19 protein-coding genes are annotated in these 20,107 nt (G+C 68.6%); 11 read left to right on the plus strand and 8 right to left on the minus strand.

Features of this window, described 5'->3' with window-relative positions; all coding sequences use genetic code 11:
- Positions 1 to 53: 53 nt before the first annotated feature.
- Genes ACFXHA_RS24470 through ACFXHA_RS24485 form a run of 4 tightly spaced genes read left to right on the plus strand, consistent with a single transcriptional unit; the run spans position 54 to position 4,362 of the window.
- Positions 54 to 1,088 carry a 3-oxoacyl-ACP synthase III family protein gene (locus ACFXHA_RS24470; RefSeq protein ID WP_379360459.1) on the plus strand — a complete coding sequence of 345 codons (1,035 nt, stop codon included), beginning with the start codon at positions 54 to 56 and terminating at the stop codon, positions 1,086 to 1,088.
- A 5-nt stretch (positions 1,089 to 1,093) separates the two neighbouring features.
- Positions 1,094 to 2,002 carry a hypothetical protein gene (locus ACFXHA_RS24475; protein ID WP_379360461.1) on the plus strand — a complete coding sequence of 303 codons (909 nt, stop codon included), beginning with the start codon at positions 1,094 to 1,096 and terminating at the stop codon, positions 2,000 to 2,002.
- Positions 2,003 to 2,032: 30 nt separating this feature from the next.
- Complete coding sequence (locus ACFXHA_RS24480) at positions 2,033 to 2,785, plus strand: glycosyltransferase (protein ID WP_379360463.1); 753 nt, start codon at positions 2,033 to 2,035, stop codon at positions 2,783 to 2,785.
- A complete protein-coding gene (locus ACFXHA_RS24485) occupies positions 2,782 to 4,362 on the plus strand; it encodes a class I adenylate-forming enzyme family protein (protein WP_379360465.1) in 1,581 nt (526 codons plus the stop codon). The genes ACFXHA_RS24480 and ACFXHA_RS24485 overlap by 4 nt, the downstream gene beginning before the upstream one ends.
- Here ACFXHA_RS24485 and ACFXHA_RS24490 read toward each other — a convergent pair.
- The gene (locus ACFXHA_RS24490) at positions 4,333 to 5,676 is read right to left on the minus strand and encodes a hypothetical protein (RefSeq protein ID WP_379360467.1); all 1,344 of its coding nucleotides are present in this window, start codon (positions 5,674 to 5,676) and stop codon (positions 4,333 to 4,335) included. The two genes, ACFXHA_RS24485 and ACFXHA_RS24490, sit on opposite strands and share 30 nt — an antisense overlap.
- Before the next feature lie 153 nt (positions 5,677 to 5,829).
- On the opposite strand from ACFXHA_RS24490, the gene thrS reads away from it, so the two are divergent.
- Positions 5,830 to 7,101: a threonine--tRNA ligase gene (thrS, locus tag ACFXHA_RS24495; RefSeq protein WP_379360469.1), complete on the plus strand. Its 1,272-nt coding sequence runs from the start codon at positions 5,830 to 5,832 to the stop codon at positions 7,099 to 7,101.
- Between the two features lie 10 nt (positions 7,102 to 7,111).
- Here thrS and ACFXHA_RS24500 read toward each other — a convergent pair whose 3' ends face one another.
- The 4 genes from ACFXHA_RS24500 to ACFXHA_RS24515 all read right to left on the minus strand — a co-directional run bounded on the left by ACFXHA_RS24500 (position 7,112) and on the right by ACFXHA_RS24515 (position 12,405).
- Entirely contained in the window at positions 7,112 to 7,825 is a 714-nt protein-coding gene (locus tag ACFXHA_RS24500) for a DUF6882 domain-containing protein (protein ID WP_379360471.1), read from the minus strand.
- A 19-nt stretch (positions 7,826 to 7,844) separates the two neighbouring features.
- Positions 7,845 to 9,440, minus strand: coding sequence for a TROVE domain-containing protein (locus ACFXHA_RS24505; protein ID WP_379360712.1), 1,596 nt, complete (start codon positions 9,438 to 9,440; stop codon positions 7,845 to 7,847).
- A 564-nt stretch (positions 9,441 to 10,004) separates the two neighbouring features.
- The gene (locus tag ACFXHA_RS24510) at positions 10,005 to 11,249 is read right to left on the minus strand and encodes an Ig-like domain-containing protein (RefSeq protein WP_379360473.1); all 1,245 of its coding nucleotides are present in this window, start codon (positions 11,247 to 11,249) and stop codon (positions 10,005 to 10,007) included.
- 64 nt (positions 11,250 to 11,313) lie between these two features.
- The gene (locus ACFXHA_RS24515) at positions 11,314 to 12,405 is read right to left on the minus strand and encodes a UDP-N-acetylmuramate dehydrogenase (protein ID WP_379360714.1); all 1,092 of its coding nucleotides are present in this window, start codon (positions 12,403 to 12,405) and stop codon (positions 11,314 to 11,316) included.
- 44 nt (positions 12,406 to 12,449) lie between these two features.
- Here ACFXHA_RS24515 and ACFXHA_RS24520 point away from each other — a divergent pair, with 44 nt between their 5' ends.
- From ACFXHA_RS24520 to ACFXHA_RS24530, 3 genes are read left to right on the plus strand one after another with little or no spacing between them, the layout of a single operon-like run.
- A complete protein-coding gene (locus ACFXHA_RS24520; protein WP_379360475.1) occupies positions 12,450 to 12,935 on the plus strand; it encodes a DUF2505 domain-containing protein in 486 nt (161 codons plus the stop codon).
- Positions 12,936 to 12,966: 31 nt separating this feature from the next.
- Positions 12,967 to 13,482: a DUF2505 domain-containing protein gene (locus tag ACFXHA_RS24525; protein WP_379360477.1), complete on the plus strand. Its 516-nt coding sequence runs from the start codon at positions 12,967 to 12,969 to the stop codon at positions 13,480 to 13,482.
- Positions 13,452 to 14,252 (plus strand): class I SAM-dependent methyltransferase, encoded by an 801-nt coding sequence (locus ACFXHA_RS24530; RefSeq protein ID WP_379360716.1) that lies wholly within the window; start codon positions 13,452 to 13,454, stop codon positions 14,250 to 14,252. The genes ACFXHA_RS24525 and ACFXHA_RS24530 overlap by 31 nt, the downstream gene beginning before the upstream one ends.
- A gap of 145 nt (positions 14,253 to 14,397) precedes the next feature.
- On the opposite strand, the gene ACFXHA_RS24535 is transcribed toward ACFXHA_RS24530, so the two are convergent.
- Positions 14,398 to 15,888 carry a hypothetical protein gene (locus ACFXHA_RS24535; protein ID WP_379360479.1) on the minus strand — a complete coding sequence of 497 codons (1,491 nt, stop codon included), beginning with the start codon at positions 15,886 to 15,888 and terminating at the stop codon, positions 14,398 to 14,400.
- A 73-nt stretch (positions 15,889 to 15,961) separates the two neighbouring features.
- A complete protein-coding gene (locus tag ACFXHA_RS24540) occupies positions 15,962 to 16,567 on the minus strand; it encodes a hypothetical protein (RefSeq protein WP_379360481.1) in 606 nt (201 codons plus the stop codon).
- A 112-nt stretch (positions 16,568 to 16,679) separates the two neighbouring features.
- Between ACFXHA_RS24540 and ACFXHA_RS24545 the strand changes: the two genes are divergently transcribed.
- Entirely contained in the window at positions 16,680 to 17,888 is a 1,209-nt protein-coding gene (locus ACFXHA_RS24545; protein WP_379360483.1) for a DUF2993 domain-containing protein, read from the plus strand.
- Here ACFXHA_RS24545 and deoC read toward each other — a convergent pair.
- Positions 17,885 to 18,547, minus strand: a complete 663-nt coding sequence (deoC, locus tag ACFXHA_RS24550; RefSeq protein ID WP_379360485.1) for a deoxyribose-phosphate aldolase — start codon at positions 18,545 to 18,547, stop codon at positions 17,885 to 17,887. The two genes, ACFXHA_RS24545 and deoC, sit on opposite strands and share 4 nt — an antisense overlap.
- 72 nt (positions 18,548 to 18,619) lie before the next feature.
- Between deoC and ACFXHA_RS24555 the strand changes: the two genes are divergently transcribed.
- Both ACFXHA_RS24555 and purU read left to right on the plus strand, forming a co-directional pair.
- Positions 18,620 to 19,168, plus strand: a complete 549-nt coding sequence (locus ACFXHA_RS24555) for a GNAT family N-acetyltransferase (RefSeq protein WP_379360487.1) — start codon at positions 18,620 to 18,622, stop codon at positions 19,166 to 19,168.
- 57 nt (positions 19,169 to 19,225) lie between these two features.
- Positions 19,226 to 20,107, plus strand: a complete 882-nt coding sequence (purU, locus tag ACFXHA_RS24560) for a formyltetrahydrofolate deformylase (RefSeq protein WP_379360489.1) — start codon at positions 19,226 to 19,228, stop codon at positions 20,105 to 20,107.

Raw genomic sequence — 20,107 nt, forward strand, 5'->3', positions numbered from 1 at the left:
GAAATACGCGCACTGCTAGCGTCCCGGGAAACCGAGGGCCGCAGGGAGTGCGCATGGTGAGAACACGCATCGAGGCGGTGGGTTCGTACCTGCCCACCACCGAGATATCGACCGCGGAGTTGCTGGCCGAACTGGCCGTCGACGCGCCGCTGGATCTGGAACGGATCAGCGGCGTGCGGCATCGCCGCCGCTGCGCCGAGGACGAGGATTCGTTCAGCGTCGCGATGGCGGCCGCCCGTAGCGCACTGGACAATTCAGGCTACGACGCCGCCGAACTGGATGTCGTCATCTCGTGTTCCATCACGCGCATTCGCGACGGGGAATTCTGCCTGGAACCCTCCTTCGCGCTCATGCTGCGCAATGAACTCGGCGCGACCGGGGCGATCCACTTCGACGTCTCCAATGCCTGCGCGGGCATGATGAGCGGAGTTCTGGTGCTGGATCGCATGATTCGTGCGGGCCTCGTGAAACGCGGGCTGGTGGTGTCCGGGGAGTACATCACGCCCATCTCCGATACCGCGGTGCGGGAGATGTCGGAGAAATATGATCCGCAGTTCGCCTCGCTGACCGTCGGCGACGGCGCGGCCGCCGTCATTCTCGATGGTCGGGGCACCGCGGACGACTGCATCGACTACATCGAGCTCAATACCAGCGCCGCATTCGCGCACCTGTGCCTGGGTATGCCCAGCGACCGCAGTTCCGGCATCGCGCTTTACACCGATAATCGGGCCATGCACAACGAGTCCCGCTATCTGCTGTGGACCACCCGGCAGCGGGAATTCCTGGCCGAGCATGGGACGAATTTCGCCGCGGAGGGCTACGACCACGTGATCCATCATCAATTCAGCGCCCCCGCAGTGGAATTCGTGGCCAAGATCGCCGAACGTGAATTCGATGCCCCGATCCCGCCGCCGCTCATGGTGCTGGACCGCTTCGGCAACACCGCGTCCACCTCGCATTTCGTGGTTTTGCACGACGCGCTCAAACAACAGCGGATAGCGTCCGGGGAGAAAGTACTGATGGTGCCCGCGGCGTCCGGTGTGGTGGCCGGGTTTCTGTCGGTGACGCTCGGCGATCTTCGGGTGTGATCAGCATGGGAATCGTAATTTCTTCCGTAGCCGCCGAAATCGGCGGCGGCAGCTCCATCGAACAGGCCGCGGCGGCCGCGCGCCGCGCCATCGCGGAGGCCGGCAGCACCCCCGAGCAGATCGACGCACTGATCAATACCGGCGTCTATCGCGACTCGAACATGGTGGAACCGGCCATGTCCGCGCTGATCCAGCAGCAGGCGGGCATCGGGCTGGAGTATCACAGCGGCGATGTGCCGTGCCTGTCGTTCGATCTGATGAACGGGGCATGCGGCGTCCTCAACGCCATTCAGGTCGGTCAGGCGCTGCTCGAAGCGCCGACCGTGCACCGGGTGCTGCTGGTCGCGGGTGACGCGCATCCTTCGAAATCGCCGGTGCCGCAGCCGGGTTTCCCGATCAAGCCGGTGGGTGCGGCCCTGCTGCTGGAGAAGGTGCCGGGCACAGCGGGTTTCGGGGCGTTGCACATCAGCGCCACGGATGCCCGGCCGATGACGGAGGGGTATCTGCGGCTCTCCGAAATGGGTACGACCGGTCGGTCTTCGATCCGGGTGCAGCGCTCCGGCACCGTCGAAGAGCTACTGCACCACGCGGTTTCGGCCGCCAGCGAAGCCCTCGAAGTGGCCGACGTCGCCCTGGATCGCATCGTACTGGTGTGCGGACGGCCCACCGCCGACTTCCCCGCGCTGCTGGCCGCGCGGTTGGGCATCGCACCCGAGGCGATCAGCACCGACGACACCGCGCCGGTGGACGACAGCGGGTCCGCGCCCCTGGATGCCCACACCTCGGCACTGCCCGTCGCCTACCTGGCAGCCCGCGACAGCGGCAAGCTCGCGGCAGCCGACGTAGCCTTGTTCGTGGCCGCCGGGGCGGGTCCCTCGGCCGCCGCCATCGCGTACCGCTTGCCGAAACCGTAGGCCGGGGTGGCAAATCCACGAGGAGGGGCGATGAACGAACTCTGGGTGATCGTGCCCGCCTACAACGAGGAACACGGCATCACCGCCACCCTGACCGCCCTCGCCGGGCAACAGGACCGCGATTTCACGCTGCTGGTGGTGGACAACAACTCCACCGACGCCACCGCCAAGGTGGTGCGCGAATTCGCCGACACCCGCCCGGATCTGCGGATCGAGCTGATCGGCGAACCGTGCAAGGGCACCGGCGCGGCCGCCGACACCGGCATGCGGCACGCCATCGCCGCGGGTGCGATCCGGTTGGCCCGCACCGACGCCGACTGCCTGCCCGCCCCCGACTGGACCGCGCGGGTGCGCGCCGGGTTCGACTCCGGCCTGCGCTTGATCAGCGGACAGCTCATCCCGCGCACCGACGAGGGCGTGCGACTGCGCGACCGCACCGTCATCCGCGTCGCGCTGGAGGTGGCGTCCTTCTTCGGGAAATTCCGGCCCGGCAACCGGGATCCGCGCTACCTCGGCCCGTATGTGATGACGCCCGGCTGCAATATGGCCATCACCGCCGAACTGTACGAAGCCGCGGGCGGATTCCCGCGCACCGCCATCGAGGACCTGCACGAGGATCGGGCACTGGTGAACGCGGTACGCATGCTCACCACCGATTACGGGCTACGCCGGGACGTGCGGGTGTACGGCTCCAACCGGCGCGTGCGAGCCTGGGGTGTGCGCAAGACCCTGGCCTGGTACGCCGACCACCGTTACAAACCGGAGCTGGTGGACATCCGTTGACCGCCGACGGTAGATCCGAGAACGGCTCGACCGGTGAGGATTTCACCGCGCTACTGCGGGAACAGGTGCTGCGCACCCCCGATGGGCCCGCGCTGGGCATGATCGGCGAGCCACCGCTGAGCTTCGCGGAACTGGACGCCCGCATCCGACTGGTCGTGAAACGACTGCACAGCAGGGGATTCCAGCCCGGCGATCGGATGCTGTTCTCCATCCGACCCTGCGTCGACGCGGTGGTGCTGGTCTTGGGAACCGTGGCGGCGGGCGGCACCATCGTGTTCGTGGATCCCGGTATCGGACCCGAATTGTTCGCGCGGCGACTGGAATTGGTGCAGCCGCGCTGGGCCGCGACCGAATCACTGCTCTACCTGCTGAGCGGACCGCTACGCCGATACGGGCGGCGGCTCGGGCTCTCGCTACCGGAGTTCGGGAAACTGCCGGTGCGCCACATCCACAGTGGGCCGCGGCTACCCGGCACGCCCCGCGGATCCATCCCGCTGCGCCAGCTGATCGGTTCCGAACCCGGCTGGTCCGGGCAGGCGAACTCCTCGACCGTCGACGCCCCGGTGGAGGATCCCGACGCCGAGGCGCTCATCGTCTTCACCTCCGGCACCACCGCCGACCCGAAAGCCGTGGTGCACACCCGGGGTTCGCTGGGCGCGGGCCTGGCCGCCCTGGCCGGGCACACCACCCTGATGCCGGGCTCGCACCTGCACACCGAGCAACTGATGATGGGGCTGCCCGCCGTGCTCGAGGGTGCGCGCTGGTCCATGCCGCGTTTTCCGCGTTTCGGCACCCATATCGATCCGCTCGGTTTCGCCCGCACCTTGGACACCGCGACGCACGCGTTCTTCACGCCGGCCGATCTGGCGGTGGTGCTCGACGCCATCGAGACCGGGCGGCTGACCGCGCCACAAGGGGTCGAGGAGATCTCGCTGGGCGGTGCACCGGTCACCACGGCGCTGCTGCGCCGGGCCCGGGCGGCGCTGCCGGACACCGAATTCCTCGCCATCTACGGCATGACCGAAATCCTGCCGGTGGCAGTCGTTTCCGGCCTGGAGAAGCTGGAGTTCGACGGGCCCGGCGATCTGCTCGGGTTTCCGGCCGAGGGCGTCGACGCGCGGATCGCCGATGACGGGGAACTCATCCTGTCGGGCCCCAACCTGTGCCGCGGCTACCTCGGCGAAGCACCGTTGAAGGAGATCGCGACCGGCGACCTGGCCCGCTTCGAGGGCGGGGATCTGGTGCTCATGGGCCGCAAGAAGGACATGATGATCCGCGGCAAGACCAATATCTATCCGGGACTGTACGAACCGTCCATCACCGCGGTCGACGGGGTGCGGCAGGCCATCATGGTCGGCATTCCCGACGAGATCGGCGACGAACGGATCGTGCTGGCGGTGGTCGCGGATCCGGCCAGCATTGATGTCGAGGCGCGCCTGCATCGCGAATTGCCTTCACTCATCGATGTTTCCGCGCTGCCGGACGAGATCGTCCTGGTCGGGGAGATCCCCGTCAGCGGCCGCACCAGCAAACCGGATCGGGCCGCGCTACGCGTCCTGCTTCGGGACCGCGACTGAGGGTGACGGCCGCTCCCGCAGCACGGTCAGGACGGTATCGGCGAATTCACCCGCCTGCTGTTCGGACAGCATGTCCTCGACATAGCAGAAGGCGAGCCGCATTTCGTCGTGGGCGGTCGTGACCGCGACGGTCAGCGCGCTCACGCACGAATTCGACGCCGCCAGCGTCAGGCCCGAGATCCGCCGATCGCCGACCCGGTCCGGAAATTCGACCCGGCCGACATTGGTGACCGAAACATTCCAGGGCGCACGCCGATCCACCAGGCGCGCCAGCCGCGCCCCGGGCTCCACCGCGCGCGGCGTGCCGAACCGCATGCCCGCCACCGTGGACAGATGCCTGCCCTGCCGCACACCCGCTGCCAGTTGCCGTTTCACCCGCCGCGCCGCCGCCCACAGCGGCACGCCGGGCCCGAACGGTACGAAACCGACCAGCACCGGGGCGTAGACGCCCAGTTCGTCGGCGTCCGGTGCCGGGTGCAGCCGCGCCCGGAAATCAACCGGCGACGCGATTCCCACCATCCCGCCCGGTGCGGAATTCGCGCTGCCGACCGCACTCGCCACCGCGGCGGCGAGGACGCCGTGCACCGTGGCGCCGGCCCGGCGGCAATCGGAGACCAAGTCCGCCACGGTTTCCCGGTCCAGCGTCCGATGCACGATGCGCGTCCGCCGATCCGGCAAGGCCACCGCTGCCGTGTGCAGCCGCCTCGGCCGCAGCAGCAGCGCGGCCACCTGATCGAACGTATTCGTGTACACGTATCGCCAGAAACCGCGCGCGGCAGCCGGAATCAGCTCGTCGGCGGGCGGCACCGGTTCCCGGTCGAAGACCGGCGTACCGCGATCGCCACCCAGGTGGGTGACCAGCTTCCGCAACAACGCCGTCAAGGACCGGCCGTCGGCGACGATATGCGAAACCGTGAGGACGATGTCATGGAATTCGCCCGCGCTCCCCGGGGCCACCGCGATGTCGACAATCCGCACCAGCCCCTTCCCGATATCGAACGGCGTCCGCATTTCGACATCCAGCTCCCGCACCCACGCCCGCTCGTCACCGGATACGACCGGGCGCAAGGGAATCCAGGGCACGTCGAGGGGCACGAATCCGGGGTCGCGCCCCGCATCGTCGACGACCCCCATCCGCAGCAGCGGGTATTCCGCGACCAGCGCGGCGGCGGCCGCCTCCAGTCGATCCACCGGTACCCGGCCGTGAATCCGCACCCGCGCGACGCAGTTGGCCGGTGACAGCCGGTCGACAATCCAGAACCAGCGCTCCGACGGGCTCAATGCTCGCCCGAATTCGGTTGCCGCCCTGACCATCCGACGAAGATAGCCGGTCGGCGCGAATATTTCCTTGCCGAGCGCGAATTCCCGGGTGTACGGTCCCGGCCATGCAGCGCGCACAGTCGACCACGACGCCGGACCACATCCCGGCGCGCTGATCCCTGTTTCGATCGCAAAAGCCCCGGGCGAATGCCCGGGGCTTTTCCGTGTGGTCATTCGCCCTCGTCCTCGGAGGAGACCCACATGTACGACCATCGCAAACTCGGGCGGGAACTCGGCCTGTTCGACACCGACCCGCTGATCGGCTCGGGGCTGCCCTATTGGCTGCCCGACGGCGCGATCGTGCGGCACAGCCTCGAGGAATACATTCGCGCCGTGGAACGCCGGGCGGGCTACCGGCACGTGTATTCACCCGTGCTCGGCAAGCGGGAACTGTACGAGATATCCGGGCACTGGTCGCATTACAGCGACGACATGTACCCGGCCATGGATCTCGGCGGCGAGCAGGTGGTATTGCGGCCCAGCCTGTGCCCGCATCACGCGGTGATCTACCGGTCCCGTTCGCACAGCTATCGGGAACTGCCACTGCGCCTGGCCGAACTGGGCGGCATGTACCGCTCCGAATTGTCGGGCGTGCTGGGCGGTTTGACCCGGGTGCGCTGCATCCAGCTCAATGACGCGCACATCTTCTGCACCCTGGAGCAGGTCGCCGACGAGGCCGCCGCCGCGCTGGACCTGATCGCCGCCGCCTACCGCGCCATGGGCATCACCGCGTCCCGCTACCGACTGTCGCTGCCCGGGCCGGGCGGCAAATACATTGCCGCGCCGGAGAAATGGCAACGGTCGATCAAGTTGCTGACCGAGGTGCTGGACCGCTCCGGACTGCCCTACGAATCGGCCGACGGTGAAGCGGCCTTCTACGGACCGAAGATCGACATCCAGGTCGTCGACCACGCGGGCCGGGAAGCAACCCTGTCCACCGTCCAGATCGACTTCCACCAGCCCGAGCAGTTCGACCTGCACTACATCGGGGCCGACGGCGCGAAACATCGCCCGGTCATGGTGCACCGCAGCATTATCGGCAGCGTCGAGCGCGCGGTCGCCCAGCTGATCGAGGTACACGGCGGCGCGTTCCCGGCCTGGCTGGCACCGGTACAAGTGGTGGTGCTACCGATCTCGGAGACCGAGGAGGCCGCGGCCGCCCGGCTGGCCGAGAACTGCTCGGACGCCGGGCTCCGGGTCGCGGTGATCGGCGCCGAAGCGGGCAGTCTGGGTGCGCGGATCCGCGAGAACCGCTCGGTCCCCTACCAATTCGTGCTCGGTCCCGCCGAGACCGCGAACGGCGCGGTGGCCGTGCGACTGCGGGACGGGCGGCGGCTGCCCGCACAGCCCGCCCCGGAGGCCGTCGATCGGGTGCGCGCGCTGGTCGAAACCCACGACACCCGGCTGTGGGCGGACTGAGCGCCCCCGGTCAGGCGGACATGCCGCCGTTGATGCCGGAAACCCGGCCGTACTGATCGAAATCGATGGTGCCGTTCACCGTGGGAGCCTCGAAACGGAGCGAGCCGCCGTCCGGCGCGAACTCGACGGCCAGACCGCGGCGGGTCAGATAACTGTGAACCGCGCGACGGTGATCGGTCAGCGCGAGTTCGGCGAGGCCCTGGCTGATCACCCGGATCAGCCGGGGACCCGACGGCGGCGGCAACTGGAGTTCGGGATGCTCGACCAGGAAGGCCGCGAAAGTACCGCTGCCGACATTGCCCTGATACGAGGTCCAGTGGCCCGAGATCGGCTTGGCCAGCTCCATCATGGTCCAGGACACCTGGTGCGGCTCGATTTCCGGGCCGAAGGCGATGAACGGGACCTCAGCGGTGGCCAATTCGGGAATGCCCTGCTGAGCTCCGAACTCCCGCATCGATGTCGCGACCGCGACCACGTCGTCCGGGTAGCCGCTGGGGTTCGCCCACGACCACAACCAGGACTGCGGACCCGGTGCCGCACTACCCAGCAGGTGCATCCCGGTACACACGAGAGTGCGCTCGGCACACTGGAATTCGAAGCGGCGCTCGGCGAGATTCACATTCCACGAATGCTCGCCGAGCACCTCCGAGAGATGCATCTGGTGCTCGAACGACAAGAGAGCCGCGTCGTCGAGCACATTGGCCAAAGTCAGGTTTGCGGACACTCCCCGACCGTAGTCGCTTTCAGAGGCCGCGTGCGAAGTCCGCCAGCAGGGTCGGTACCGCCGAATCGAATCCGGCGATATCGAGCGAGCCCGAATCGTCCGGGTCCGCGATGGTGAAGTTCGTCGCGGTCATCCCGATCACCACCAGCTTCGCCGCCGGATTGACCTTCCGGCGGTACTCGGCCAGAGCCTGGTGCGGGTGGATCCGGCCCGCCCAGGTGTCGTTGTCCGTCAGTACGACGAACACGTCGACCTGCAGCTCGCGCTCCAGTGCGTACAGCATCGGCAGCGCGCAATCCGTACCGCCGAACGGCAGCCTGCTGACCGCGCGAATCGCGTCGTCCAGGCGCTGACGCGGGCTGATCGACAGCGGCGTGAGGGCGGCATCGCGCCATCCGTCGCCGGCCGACGTGAATCCGACGATGTCGCAGGCGGATTCGGTCGACGCCGTCACCAGCGCCAGCGCCGCGGACGCTTCCCGGGCGGACAGCGGCAGACCGGAGATGGCCGCCGTCATCGACCCGGACACATCCAGGGCGAGCAGATACCGCTTCCCGGTCGGCTCGACCGCCTCGAACGCCGCGTAGAACGCCGCGTCGAGCGCATCGACGATCGGACGCGAAGGCTCCCAGGTGCTCTCGCCACGCGCCGACCGGCCGGCCGCGTAGGTGCGCTGTGCGACAAGCACATTCATCGGATGCACCCGCGCCTTGCACAGCCGATCTCGGTCGGCCAGTTGCGCGGCGACAACCTTCGTCCGCGCGCCCAGCGGGGACAGCAGTCCCAGCCGGGTCAGCCGCGGCAGTTGACGCATCAGCGCGGTCTGCGGCATCCCGTTGTCCAGCAGGGCTTCCCAGACGAGCGGATCGTTGATCCCCTCGTCCGGCAGCATCTCCCAGGACAGCCGGTACTCACGCACCAGCTCCGGGAGCTGCGCGACCGGTGCGGTCTGCGCACGAGTGAACCCCTCGACCAACCGCAGGCCGTCCAGTGCCGTCTCACGCCCGCAGATCCAGTCGAACAGGCGACGACGCGCGTCCTGATCGGTCTGCGGGTGCGACAGACGCAGCAGATCACGATGGGTCCAACCCTCACGCTGGCGGTACTTCACGCTCTGAAAGGCGAGGTCCTCGACAGACTTGTCCAGGTACCAGTTCGCCACCCCGCGACGCAGGCCACGGCCCCAACCACGGAACTGCTCGATGTAGCGCGCGAACAGGAACAGGTGAGTCCCGGTGCGCGCCACCAGCGGCAGCGCGTCGAGCGCGGTCCGACGGCCGTCGTCATCACCGAGCGACGCCGCCGCCGCGAGCGCGAACAGCGCCGGATTCTGCTTGGGCGCGCGGCCCGCCGTGGACACGGCCACGATCTCGGCAACCAGGTCCGCGGTGCGGTTCCGCGCGAAATCCATTACGACAGCGGCGTTTTCCTCGGTCAGGTCGCGCGCGTTCGTGTAGTACGTTCCGCCCTCGGTGCCGAGGGTCAGGAACCGGCGCAGCCGCGTCTCCGGCGTCACCTCGAAGGTGAAGCCCCCGGCGCTGTTCCGGACCTGCCGCGCGTCGGCCCGGTCGGTCTGTCGGGTGGCGCGGAGGTTGATTTTCGCGAACACATCCATGCTCACCACCTCTTCCTCGTTCGGCCCCGAACCTGTTTCGGGGCATGGCGCAGACGGGCGTGTGAATGACAACCGGGATGGAGTCGGGCGTCTTCGGCCGCTTGACTACGAAAGACAGTGTCTTCCGGCGGGATTCGAACCCGCGTATGCCCGATTGAGATAACCGGTCGTCGCCGGCCCGTCTACTGTCGTGCTGAGGTGGCGGGCGTGTGTTTGCCTGCCGGAGATGATCATTGGTAAGTGATAACCGACAGGCTCCGGCCCGCCACCAAAGTTGGTGTCGACGAGGGCGGACGGTCGTGGGATGCCGACCGCCGTCCTTCTCGTCACGGCGGACAATGGGTGAGCGGTCGTGGTGTTTCGACCGGGGTTTAGGCAGATGCTCTTCCGATTGAGCTACGGAGACAATGCCTCCGACGGGAATCGAACCCGCAACGCTCTGCTCCGATAATCGACCGAATCCGGCCCGCTCACTTCATTGTTCGCTGTACTCGAAGGACTGTACTGAGGCAGCGGCGAGCCCGGCCACTGATTTATTCAGCGGCCGGGCTCGTCGAGAAACTGTCAGCGGCCGCCGACCGGCTGAGGGGCGAGCGGGGTGGCCGAGATCTGGTTCTTGGGTTCGCCTTCCAGCGCGGAGAGGCTCTTCCAGGTGTCCCAGTCGATGGTCCAGTCGTAGATATCGCCGTCGGCGGCGGACAGCTGGATGCGGGTGCCGGTGACCTCGACCGGATCGCCGTAGAGGGCGGTCGGGAAGTAGGACTGGGCATCCGCGGTGCTGAGGTTGATGCAGCCGTTGGTGACGTTCGAATTGCCCTGCGCGCCCGCGGATTGCGGGTTGGCGTGGATGAATTCGCCGTTGTTGGAGATGCGGACGGCCCAGCGCTCGCGCGCGTTCGTGTAGAACGGCGGGTTGGACATGACGAAGTCCTCGTACTTCTCGGTCACCACGTGGATGCCCGAGCGGGTCACATTGCGGTCCTCGTTGCCCTCGCCGTAGCTGCACGCGAAGTCGAACAGGGTTGCGCCGTCGCGGATCACCTGCACGCGGTGCGACGGCGCGTAGCCACGCACGATCTGCGAACGGCCGATCTTGAAATCGGAGGTGAGATCGGAGTCGCCGAACAGGCCGCCGCCCAGATCCAGGCCGTACAGCTTGGCCGCGACGTGCACGGCGGTCGCGGGCTGCCAGTACTCGCGCGGCCGCCAGTGCACCCGCGAACCGCCGTTGTCGTCCTGCAGCCAGGCCCAGGAGCCCTCGGTGGCCGGGGTCGCGGTCACGGTGAGCGCCTTCTCGACCGCCGCCTTGTTCTCGACATGTCCCTTGAACTGCAACATGACCGACGCCGCGATGCCGACCTCCTGGCCGTCACCGATATTGATGGTGGCGGGCGCGGTCGACTTGGGGGTGACGGTGGTGAACTTGCCGTCGATGGCGACCGGCTTGTTGTCGGTGCCGATCGCGGTGCCCGACCAGGTGTAGGTGACGCCGTAGCCGAGCACCTCATTAACCGTGAACTTGCTGCGTGCGGCATCGAAGGTGCCGGTTACCTGCTTGCCGTTGGCGTTCGTCAGCGCCAGCTGATCGATGCGGCCGCCGGTCACCGACGCGGTCACGGCCGCGGTCGGGTTGATGTTCGCCGCGCCGTTGGCCGGTTCCAGCGTCACCTTGGCGGACGGGGCGGCGGGCTGCTCGGGGCCACCGCTGCCACCCTTACCGGACGACGAACACGCCGCCACGACACCTGCAGTCGACGCCGCCAACGCCGCCCAGAGGGCAGCGCGACGGGACAGTCCTCGATTGCTCACTTGCTCGACCCTACCCCCGCAAACCGTGTATCCCGGACGCTGAATTGGTGGCAAATGCCACTCGCTACAGGCTCACACCCACGTTAACGGGTTCGGGTTCCAGGACGATGCCGAAGCGCTCAGCAACCCCGTCGCGAACCGTACGGGCGAGGGTGACCAGATCGGTCGCGGTGGCCGCGCCCCGATTGGTCAGCGCCAGCGTGTGTTTGGTCGACAAACGTGCTGGAGACCCGTCGCCCGGAAAGCCCTTGGCGAAGCCGGCGCGCTCGATGAGCCAGCCCGCCGAGAACTTTACCCCGTGTTCAGCCGGGAACGTGGGCACGGCCACGTCCGCGCCCACATGTGACGCGATCGCCGCGTGCACCGCCGCCACCCGGTCGTCCGGAACGACCGGATTGGTGAAGAACGAACCGGCACTCCAGGTGTCGTGATCGTCCGGATCCAGCACCATGCCCTTACTCGCCCGCAAACGCAGCACCGTGGCGCGCGCCGCGGCCGCCGGGCACGACTCGCCCTCCGCCACCCCCAGCGCGTTCGCCAGTTCGCGATAGCGCAGCGGGGCGCTGGAACCATCGGCGCGCAGCGCGAATTCGACCGCCAGCACCACCGCGGCCGCGCTGTGCTTGAGAACCGAAGTGCGATAACCGAATCCGAGCTCGTCGGGCTCGGCCCAGCGGATCTCGCCGGTCGCGCGGTCCAGCAACCGCACCCGGCGCAGCAAACCCGCCACCTCGACGCCGTACGCGCCGACATTCTGCACCGGGGTCGCGCCCGCCGAACCCGGGATGCCGGAGAGGCATTCGAGGCCGCCGAAACCGGCCTCGACCGTGGCGGCGACCACCGCGTCCCAGTTCGCGCCCGCCTCCGCGGTCACCGCATCGCCGGAGATCTCGACCCCGTCGTTCGCGATCCGCACCACGACACCGTCGAAGCCTTCATCGCCGATGAGCAGATTCGAGCCGCCCGCGATGAGCAGCACCGGGATTGCCGCCGCGTCCAGTTCGCGCACGGTCGCCACCAGCGCGTCGGTGCTCGCGCACTCGGCCACGGTGGCCGGGCCGCCGACCCGCAGGGTCGTCAGCTCCGCCAGCGGCACGTCGGCGCGCAGCGTCGCGCCGGTCGCGGTCAGCCGGTCGCGCAGGTCGTCGAAGGACACCACCCGGGAAGTACGCACAGGCACAGACGGTAGCGTGTCCGACCATGGCGACACCTCTGGCCTTCACCGCGCACTCGACGCATCCCATGGCCGCCGTGCGCGCGGCGTTCGCCGACGAGCAGTACTGGAAGGACCGCATCGAGTCGGTCGGCGGGCCGAACGCCCGCATCGAGAACCTGGTCATCAACGGTGACCAGGTGCGCGTCGAGATGGTGCAGACCATTCCGGCGGAGGAACTGCCCCCGCAGATCACCGCGATCAAGCCGAACGGTCTGGTCATTCCGCGCACCGAGTCCTGGCACGGCAGCGGCGGCACCGTCGAGGCCCAGGTCGAGGGTGCGCCCGCGACCGTGAACGGCACGCTGACCGTGACCGACGACGGCTCCGGCTCCACCTTCGTCGTGGACGGGTCCATCGACGTGAAGATCCCGCTCTTCGGCAAGAAGATCGAGGCCGCGATCCAGGAGCACCTCACCGCACTGCTCGAGCGCGAGGCCGAGTTCACCGACAATTGGCTGAGTTCGCACTGACGAGGGTCGCCCGGCAGTAACCTGAGCGATCGTGGCCCGCCGACTCGACTACTCCGCGCGTTATCCGCTGCACACCACGCAAGAGGTGTACGCGGCGATGATGAACCGTGCGCACTGGGATGCCCGCATCGAGGAACTGCGCAAGCACTCCCCGAACGACATCGTCAGCCTCGACGCAGACGGCGACGGCATCACGGTCGAACTGCGGCACGTGCTCCCGCGCGACACCCTGCCCGATATAGCGCAACTCGTCGTGCACAAGGACATGGTGATCACCCGCCGCGAGACCTACGGGCCGTACGGGCCCGAGACGACCGGTGAGTACACCGCCGAAATCCCTGGTAGCCCAGGCACTCTCGGCGGCACCATGCGTTTGTTCCCCACCGACACCGGCTGCACGCTGCGCACCTCCTCGCATGCGCAGGTGCAGGTGCCGTTCTTCGGGCGCAAGCTCGAACAGCTCATGCTGGTGAACCTGGTGGACCTGTTCCGCGCCGAGGCCGAGGTGACGAAGAACTGGCTGGATCAGCAACACCCCGTCGGGTAAACAAACCGATCGGGACGATCACCCGAGGCACCACCGGCATCAACCGACTGCGCCGCAGCGACCGGTGGCTCGTCCACGACCCCTTGGTTACCAAGCGTTTGCTGGACGCCACCGATCCGCTCGTCGTCGACCTCGGATACGGTGCGCTGCCGGTCACCACCCTGGAAATGGCGGCCCGGCTGCGGACGGTTCGGGCCGACCTGCGCGTGGTCGGCCTGGAAATCGATCCGGAACGGGTCGTGCCCGGTCGCGACAACGTGGTCTTCGCGCGCGGCGGCTTCGAACTCGCCGGGCTGCGCCCCACCCTGGTGCGCGCCTTCAACGTGCTGCGCCAATACCCGGAAAGCGCTGTCCCCGAAGCCTGGTCGACCATCCAGTCCGGCCTGGCTCCCGACGGCCTCCTGCTCGACGGCACCTGCGACGAACTCGGCCGCCGCTGCGCCTGGATCCTCCTCGACCGCACCGCCCCCATCTCCCTCACCCTGGCCTGGGACCCCTTCACCGTCGACACCCCCTCCGACATCGCCGAACGCCTCCCCAAGGCCCTCATCCACCGCAACATCCCCGGCGAACCCATCCACACGTTGCTCACCGCCGCCGACCGCGCCTGGGCCGTCGCCGCACCCCTGGCCCCCTACGGCCCGCGCGTCCGCTGGCGACACGCCGCGAACCTGCTTCGCGAACAAGGATTCCCGCTGCGCCCCAACCGCCGCCGGCTGCGCGACAACGTCCTGACCGTCCCCTGGTCCGCCGTCGCACCCCTGCCCTAGCGACGGCCCCGCTACCCGGCGAATCCGCCGTGCCGCATGGATTCGGCGAGTTACGCTGTCCGCCTACGGTCCCCGAACCCCCGGCCCCTTCGTGGGGCACATCCGGCCGACCGCAGGCTGCAATGATCCGCGTATCGCGCGCGGATCATTGGAGCTTGTGGAGTACCTCGCGGACGGTGCCGGAGACGGCGGCGGGGGCCAGTAGGGAACGCGGGGCGAAGGGTTGCCGCCACAGGCCGCCGTGGGCCGCGCCGGTGGCGAAGAGCGCCTCCGGATTGGCTGTCGAAAGTTCTTCCGGCGCATACAGATCGGCGACGAGTTTGGCCGCAAGTAGGGTGCGGGCCGTGGCCGGATCGAAGACCTCGATACCGAAGTGGGAGGCGGCCCGGTAGGCCGTGGTGCGCCAGGCGTTCTCGCGGGTCACGCTGCGGGTCCAGGCAGGCGGGGCGACCGTGAACGAGACGGTGTGACCGGCGGCCTGCGCCAGTACCGCGCGCCAGCGCGGGAGGCGTTGGGCCAGTGCGTAATCCGGTCCGGCCAGGGCGGGCAGATTGTCGAACAGCCCCCACGCGCCACCCTCGGTGTCGAAGATCGGGCGGGCGTAGTTGAGGCGGTACAGGGAGTTCGGGGCCACCCGGTGCAGCAGGTCCTGGGCACTGCCGCGGAAACCGCGGCGCACCAGTCGATCCCGGGCCGCGGCCACCACCGCGGCGGGCACGGCGTAGGTGTCGGTCGGCGAACCCAGCAGTGCCAGAGCCGCATCCGGGCGCTGCCGCAGCAGCGTCTCGGCGAGGACGTCGGAGGCGGCGGCCAGCCGGACCCCGGCGGCCCCGGGCAGCTCCGCGTACCGTCCCAGCACCGGGCGATCGGCACTGTGCGCACCGATCCAACGGGTCAGGGCCGGAAAGCTTCTGGCGATATCCACACCCGGCTCGGCATCGGTGACGGGGAAGCGCAGCACCCCGGCCCCGGCCTTCGCGGCCGCCCGCAACCGGTCCCAACGCGCCGATCCGGGCCGATCCACGGCGAGCACGTCCGCACCCCAGGACAGCAGCGGCCGCAGCGGTCCCAACTCCGCACCCGCGCCGGTCACCGTCATCTGGAAACCGGGCAGCCGCAACCACTCCGGATGCTGGATGACCCGTTCGACGGCGGCCACGAAATCCGCCTCCAGGATGCCGTGCGTCTGCCATTCGGCCAGTTGCAGCCGCAGCGACTCCTCCGACAACAGCCGCCCGCGCCAGGGCACCTCGAGCCGCGTCACCGCCGGGGCCTCGCCCGCCACCTCGGCGGTGTCCAGCACCGCCGCATCGGCTTCGGCGTCGACATCGACGGTGTCCAGCGTCGCGACCGTGCGCCCGACCGCGAAACGCAGCATGTGCCGCACCGAGTCCAGGCCGGCGGTGGCCATGCCGAGCGAAACCTCGGGCGCGCTGATCGCCAGTGCCGTCATCCCCCGGAAGACCCGGTGATAGCCGTGCCGCCAGTCCCGGCAGGTCTCCACCGATTGCGCCAGATCGGCGTCATAGGGCCGGATCGCGTCGGCCACCACCGCCGACGAGAACATGTCCGCGATCAGATCGGGCGGCCCCGGCGGAAAAACCAGATCCCACACACCCGCACCGACCTTGCCCATGGACAGTCACCATGCCACGAATCCGGTTCCCGCAAAACTCGAAGCTCGCGCCCCGCAAGCTCTAACGCGAGCCCTATCGGGTGCGGGTCAGCGCGCGGTGCAGGCGGGCCGCGGTGGGCGGGTCCAGAGTGGCGCTGGCGGAACGGATTTCGGCGCGGGCGCAGCGGTGGATGGCGACCGCGTCGGCCACCACCTCGTCCAGGGCGGCCTGCCCGATCCCCGCCTCGGCCAGATCCAGCACGGTCCGCAACGGCGTCGTCACCAGGAACGCCCCCGCCGATTCCACATCCTTGCGGGCGAAACTACGCCGCAGCACCACCAGCCGCGGCGACAGCGGGAACCGCCCGACCCGCGCCGAGAGGTGCACGAACCGGGGCCGCAACCGGCCCAGCCCGTGCAGTTCGGCGGCGCTGTGATGCGAGACCGCGGCCGCCCCGTCGAACCAGGCCGACCACATGGCGTACTCGTCGAGCGGCCCGTCCGGCCACGCGGCCAGCCGCAACAATCCGACCCCGGAACGCAGAATGCTGCCGTCACGCAGCCCGTCTCTGATCTGGACTTCACACCCGGTACGCAGCACCTGATGGGTGGTGAAATACCCCGCGTGCCGTCCGGCCAGTTCTCGCAACGCCCGCCATCCGTCTTCCGGATCGGGCTCCGGTGCCGCGCTGCCAGCCATGACATTCAGGATAAGCCGCACCCATGTGTGTTACGTCACAATCCGCGCGTGTGAGCCGACACCTCACGGGAAGCTCAGAGCTCACACAGAAAGCTCGGGAAGAATCGCCCCCATGAGTTCGGAACCCACCTCGGACGACGCGACCAAGCGGGACGCGGTCGCGCAGCCCGCCGATTCGACCGTACAGGCCGATCCCACCGCGCAGCCGGTCGATCTCGGCAAGCCGGACAGCACGCCCACCGAAGTCCTAGGCGTGCAACACGATTCGGCCACAGAAGTGCTGAACGGGCAGGGCAATGCCGCACCGCAGGACGGCACCGCCACCGAGTGGTGGACCGACCCCTCCAACCAGCAGGTCGAAGCGCCCACCGAAGTCCTGCACCCGGGTGAGGCGGCCTATGCGGTCGGCGCGACGAACACCGGCCCGGGACAGGTGAACACGGGTTCGGGCCAGGTAGGCACCGGATCGACCGCGACCACGGTGCTGCCCGCCGGTTACGCCACCGATGCCTCGGGCGGCATCCCGGCACCGCAGGGCTTCCAGCCGCCGCCCGGCACTCCCCCGCCCCCGATGAATATCGGTGGCGGACAAGGCGGCTCACCGCGCAAGCCGCGCAACCGCAAGAAGACCCTCATCATCGTGGGCCTGGTGGTGGCGCTGCTGGTGGCGGGCGGTCTGGCCGGTGGCGAGGCATACGCCCGCAACCGCGCCGAGAAGTGCATCAGCTCGCAGTTCCAGGCCAGCATGGGATCCAAGATCGATGTCTCGTTCGGCTGGAAGCCCTTGCTGCTCACCGCCTTCGACCACAAGGTCTCCCGGGTGAACGTCGACAGCGACGACGTGAAATTCGGCCCGGCACAGGGCATGGTGGTGCACTCGGTCTTCGATGACGTCGAATACAGCAGCGACGGCAAGCAACTGACGATCGGCAGCTCGAATGCCGACGTCACCTGGAGCACGGACGGCATCACCAAGACGCTCGGCGGCCTGGTGTCGGCGACCGCGGCCGACGCCAACACCGGCACGCTGAGCTTCTCGGTGCTGGGCGGCCTGGCGCAGCTGCAGGTCAAGCCGAAGATCGTGGGCGACAAGATCGAGGTCGACACCGTGCAGGCGTCACTGCTCGGCTTCGGGCTGCCCACCGATCTGGTCTCCGGCATCGTGCAGGCCCTGACCGAGAGCCTGCAGACCTATCCGATGGGCCTGCAGCCCACCAAGGTGGAGGTCACCGGTTCCGGCCTGCACATCACGTTGCAGGGCGGCCACACCCAGGTGACCGCCGACCAGAGCCAGGGACAACAGCCGACCGTCAGCTGCTAGTCCGCCGGAAACCCTTCCAGCACTTCACGAGACCGTGAGAGTCCCAGCCTGGTAGCGCCGGCGGCGATCATTTCCGCCGCCTGCGCCGAGGTGCGGATGCCGCCGCTGGCCTTCACCCCGAGCCGCCCGCCCACGGTCTCGGCCATCAACGCCACCGCGTGCGCGCTCGCCCCGCCCGCCGGATGGAAACCGGTGGAAGTCTTCACGAAATCCGCGCCCGCCTTCTCCGCGGCCTGGCACACCTGGACGATCATCGTGTCCTCCAGCGCGGCGGACTCGATGATGACCTTGAGCAGGGCCCGGTCACCGATCGCCTCGCGCACGGTGACGATGTCGGCCAGCACCGCGTTGTAGTCACCCGACCGTGCCGCGCCCACATCGATCACCATGTCCACTTCGGCCGCGCCCTGATCCACCGCCAGCCGCGCCTCCGCCCCCTTCACCAGTGAATGGTGTTTCCCGGAGGGGAAACCCGCGACCGTGGCCACCACCAGGCCGGGTGCGCGCACCGGCAGCATGGACGGCGACACGCAGATCGCGAACACGCCGAGGGCGCGCGCTTCGTCGATCAATGCGGTCACGTCGGTGGGGGTGGCCTCGGGGGCCAGCAGGGTGTGATCGATCATCGCCGCCACGTCACGACGGGAAATCAGTGCCATGAGCACCGAGTTTGGCACATGCGGAGCGAATTTCGTTGCGGGCCGCCGCCGCTGTCACGCATGCTTGTAGGCGTGCTGATCCGTCGTGAACGTACCGGCGATGCCGCCGCGATCGACGCGGTGCACCGCAGCGCCTTCGAAGGCTCCGCGGCTGCCGAAGGCGATATCCCCTCTTCACCACCGGTCGGCGACCCCGCCGAAGTCGCTCTCGTGCACCAGCTGCGTGACGACGGCTCCGCCTGGATCCCGACCCTGTCACTGGTGGCGGAATTCCAGGATCAGGTGATCGGCCACGCCTGCCTCACCCGCGCGGGCATCGGCCCGTTCCCGGTGCTGGCACTGGGCCCGATCGGGGTCCGCGGCGACCATCAGGGCAAGGGCATCGGTTCGGCCCTCATGCATGCCGCCCTGGGCGCGGCCGACGCCCTCGACGAACCCCTCGTCGGTCTGCTCGGCAGCCTCGAGTACTACCCCCGCTTCGGCTTCGTGCCGGGTGCGCGGCTGGGCATCGTGCCCGATGTCGCGGACTGGAGCTCACACTTCCAGGTCCGCACGCTGACCACCTACGAGCTCGAGATCAAGGGCGATTTCCGCTACGCGGACGCCTTCTACGGCCTGTAATAGCGCACGGATTCACCCGTTTGATGCCTGCCCGGGGGTTGCTGGGAGAATGTCCGGATGAGTTCTACCCCGGATGACCGTCGCTTCGTGCTCACCCTCGGCTGTCCCGACCGTCCCGGCATCATCGCCCGCATCACCTCGTTCATCGCCGATTTCGGCGGGTCGATCGTGGAGGCGGGATACCACTCCGATCTGGAGACCGGGTGGTTCTTCACCCGGCAGGCCATCAAGGCCGCGACCGTGCCGTTCGATCTGACCGAACTGCGGGACCGCTTCACGGCCGTCGCCGCCGACCTCGGACCGGAAACCGACTGGCAGGTGCACGACACGGGTGAGCGCCGCCGCGCGGTGCTACTGGTCTCCAAGGACGGGCACTGCCTGCACGACCTGCTCGGCCGCGCCAACAGCGGGGAGCTGCCCGCGACCATCGAGGCCGTCATCGGCAACCACCCGGACCTCGCCGAGATGACCGAGGCGCACGGGGTCAAATTCCACTACGTGCCCTTCCCGAAGGATCCGGCCGAACGCGGCCCGGCCTTCGAACAGGTCCGGGAACTCGTCGATGTGCACGATCCGCACGCCGTGGTGCTGGCCCGCTTCATGCAGGTGCTGCCCGCCGAGCTGTGCGAGCACTGGGCGGGCAAGGCCATCAATATCCACCACAGCTTCCTGCCGTCCTTCGTCGGCGCGCGGCCGTACCACCAGGCCTTCGCGCGCGGCGTGAAGCTGATCGGCGCGACCTGCCACTACGTCACCGCAGAGCTGGACGCGGGCCCGATCCTCGAGCAGGACGTCACCCGCATCGACCACTCCGACACCGTGCACGACATGGTCCGGCAGGGCCGCGATATCGAGCGCGTGGTGCTGGCCCGCGGCCTGCGCTGGCACCTCGAGGGCCGGGTGCTGGTGCACGGACGACGGACCGTCGTCTTCGAGTAG

The organism is Nocardia sp. NPDC059240, assembly GCF_042753865.1.
GTDB lineage: Bacteria > Actinomycetota > Actinomycetes > Mycobacteriales > Mycobacteriaceae > Nocardia.

Coding starts and splice junctions, on each gene's coding strand:
- ACFXHA_RS24470 (WP_379360459.1), top strand. CDS start 54: ATGGTGAGAACACGCATCGAGGCGGTGGGTTCGTACCTGCCCACCACC.
- ACFXHA_RS24475 (WP_379360461.1), top strand. CDS start 1,094: ATGGGAATCGTAATTTCTTCCGTAGCCGCCGAAATCGGCGGCGGCAGC.
- ACFXHA_RS24480 (WP_379360463.1), top strand. CDS start 2,033: ATGAACGAACTCTGGGTGATCGTGCCCGCCTACAACGAGGAACACGGC.
- ACFXHA_RS24490 (WP_379360467.1), bottom strand. CDS start 5,676: ATGGTCAGGGCGGCAACCGAATTCGGGCGAGCATTGAGCCCGTCGGAG.
- thrS (WP_379360469.1), top strand. CDS start 5,830: ATGCCCGGGGCTTTTCCGTGTGGTCATTCGCCCTCGTCCTCGGAGGAG.
- ACFXHA_RS24505 (WP_379360712.1), bottom strand. CDS start 9,440: ATGGATGTGTTCGCGAAAATCAACCTCCGCGCCACCCGACAGACCGAC.
- ACFXHA_RS24520 (WP_379360475.1), top strand. CDS start 12,450: ATGGCGACACCTCTGGCCTTCACCGCGCACTCGACGCATCCCATGGCC.
- ACFXHA_RS24535 (WP_379360479.1), bottom strand. CDS start 15,888: ATGGGCAAGGTCGGTGCGGGTGTGTGGGATCTGGTTTTTCCGCCGGGG.
- ACFXHA_RS24540 (WP_379360481.1), bottom strand. CDS start 16,567: ATGGCTGGCAGCGCGGCACCGGAGCCCGATCCGGAAGACGGATGGCGG.
- ACFXHA_RS24545 (WP_379360483.1), top strand. CDS start 16,680: ATGAGTTCGGAACCCACCTCGGACGACGCGACCAAGCGGGACGCGGTC.
- deoC (WP_379360485.1), bottom strand. CDS start 18,547: ATGGCACTGATTTCCCGTCGTGACGTGGCGGCGATGATCGATCACACC.
- purU (WP_379360489.1), top strand. CDS start 19,226: ATGAGTTCTACCCCGGATGACCGTCGCTTCGTGCTCACCCTCGGCTGT.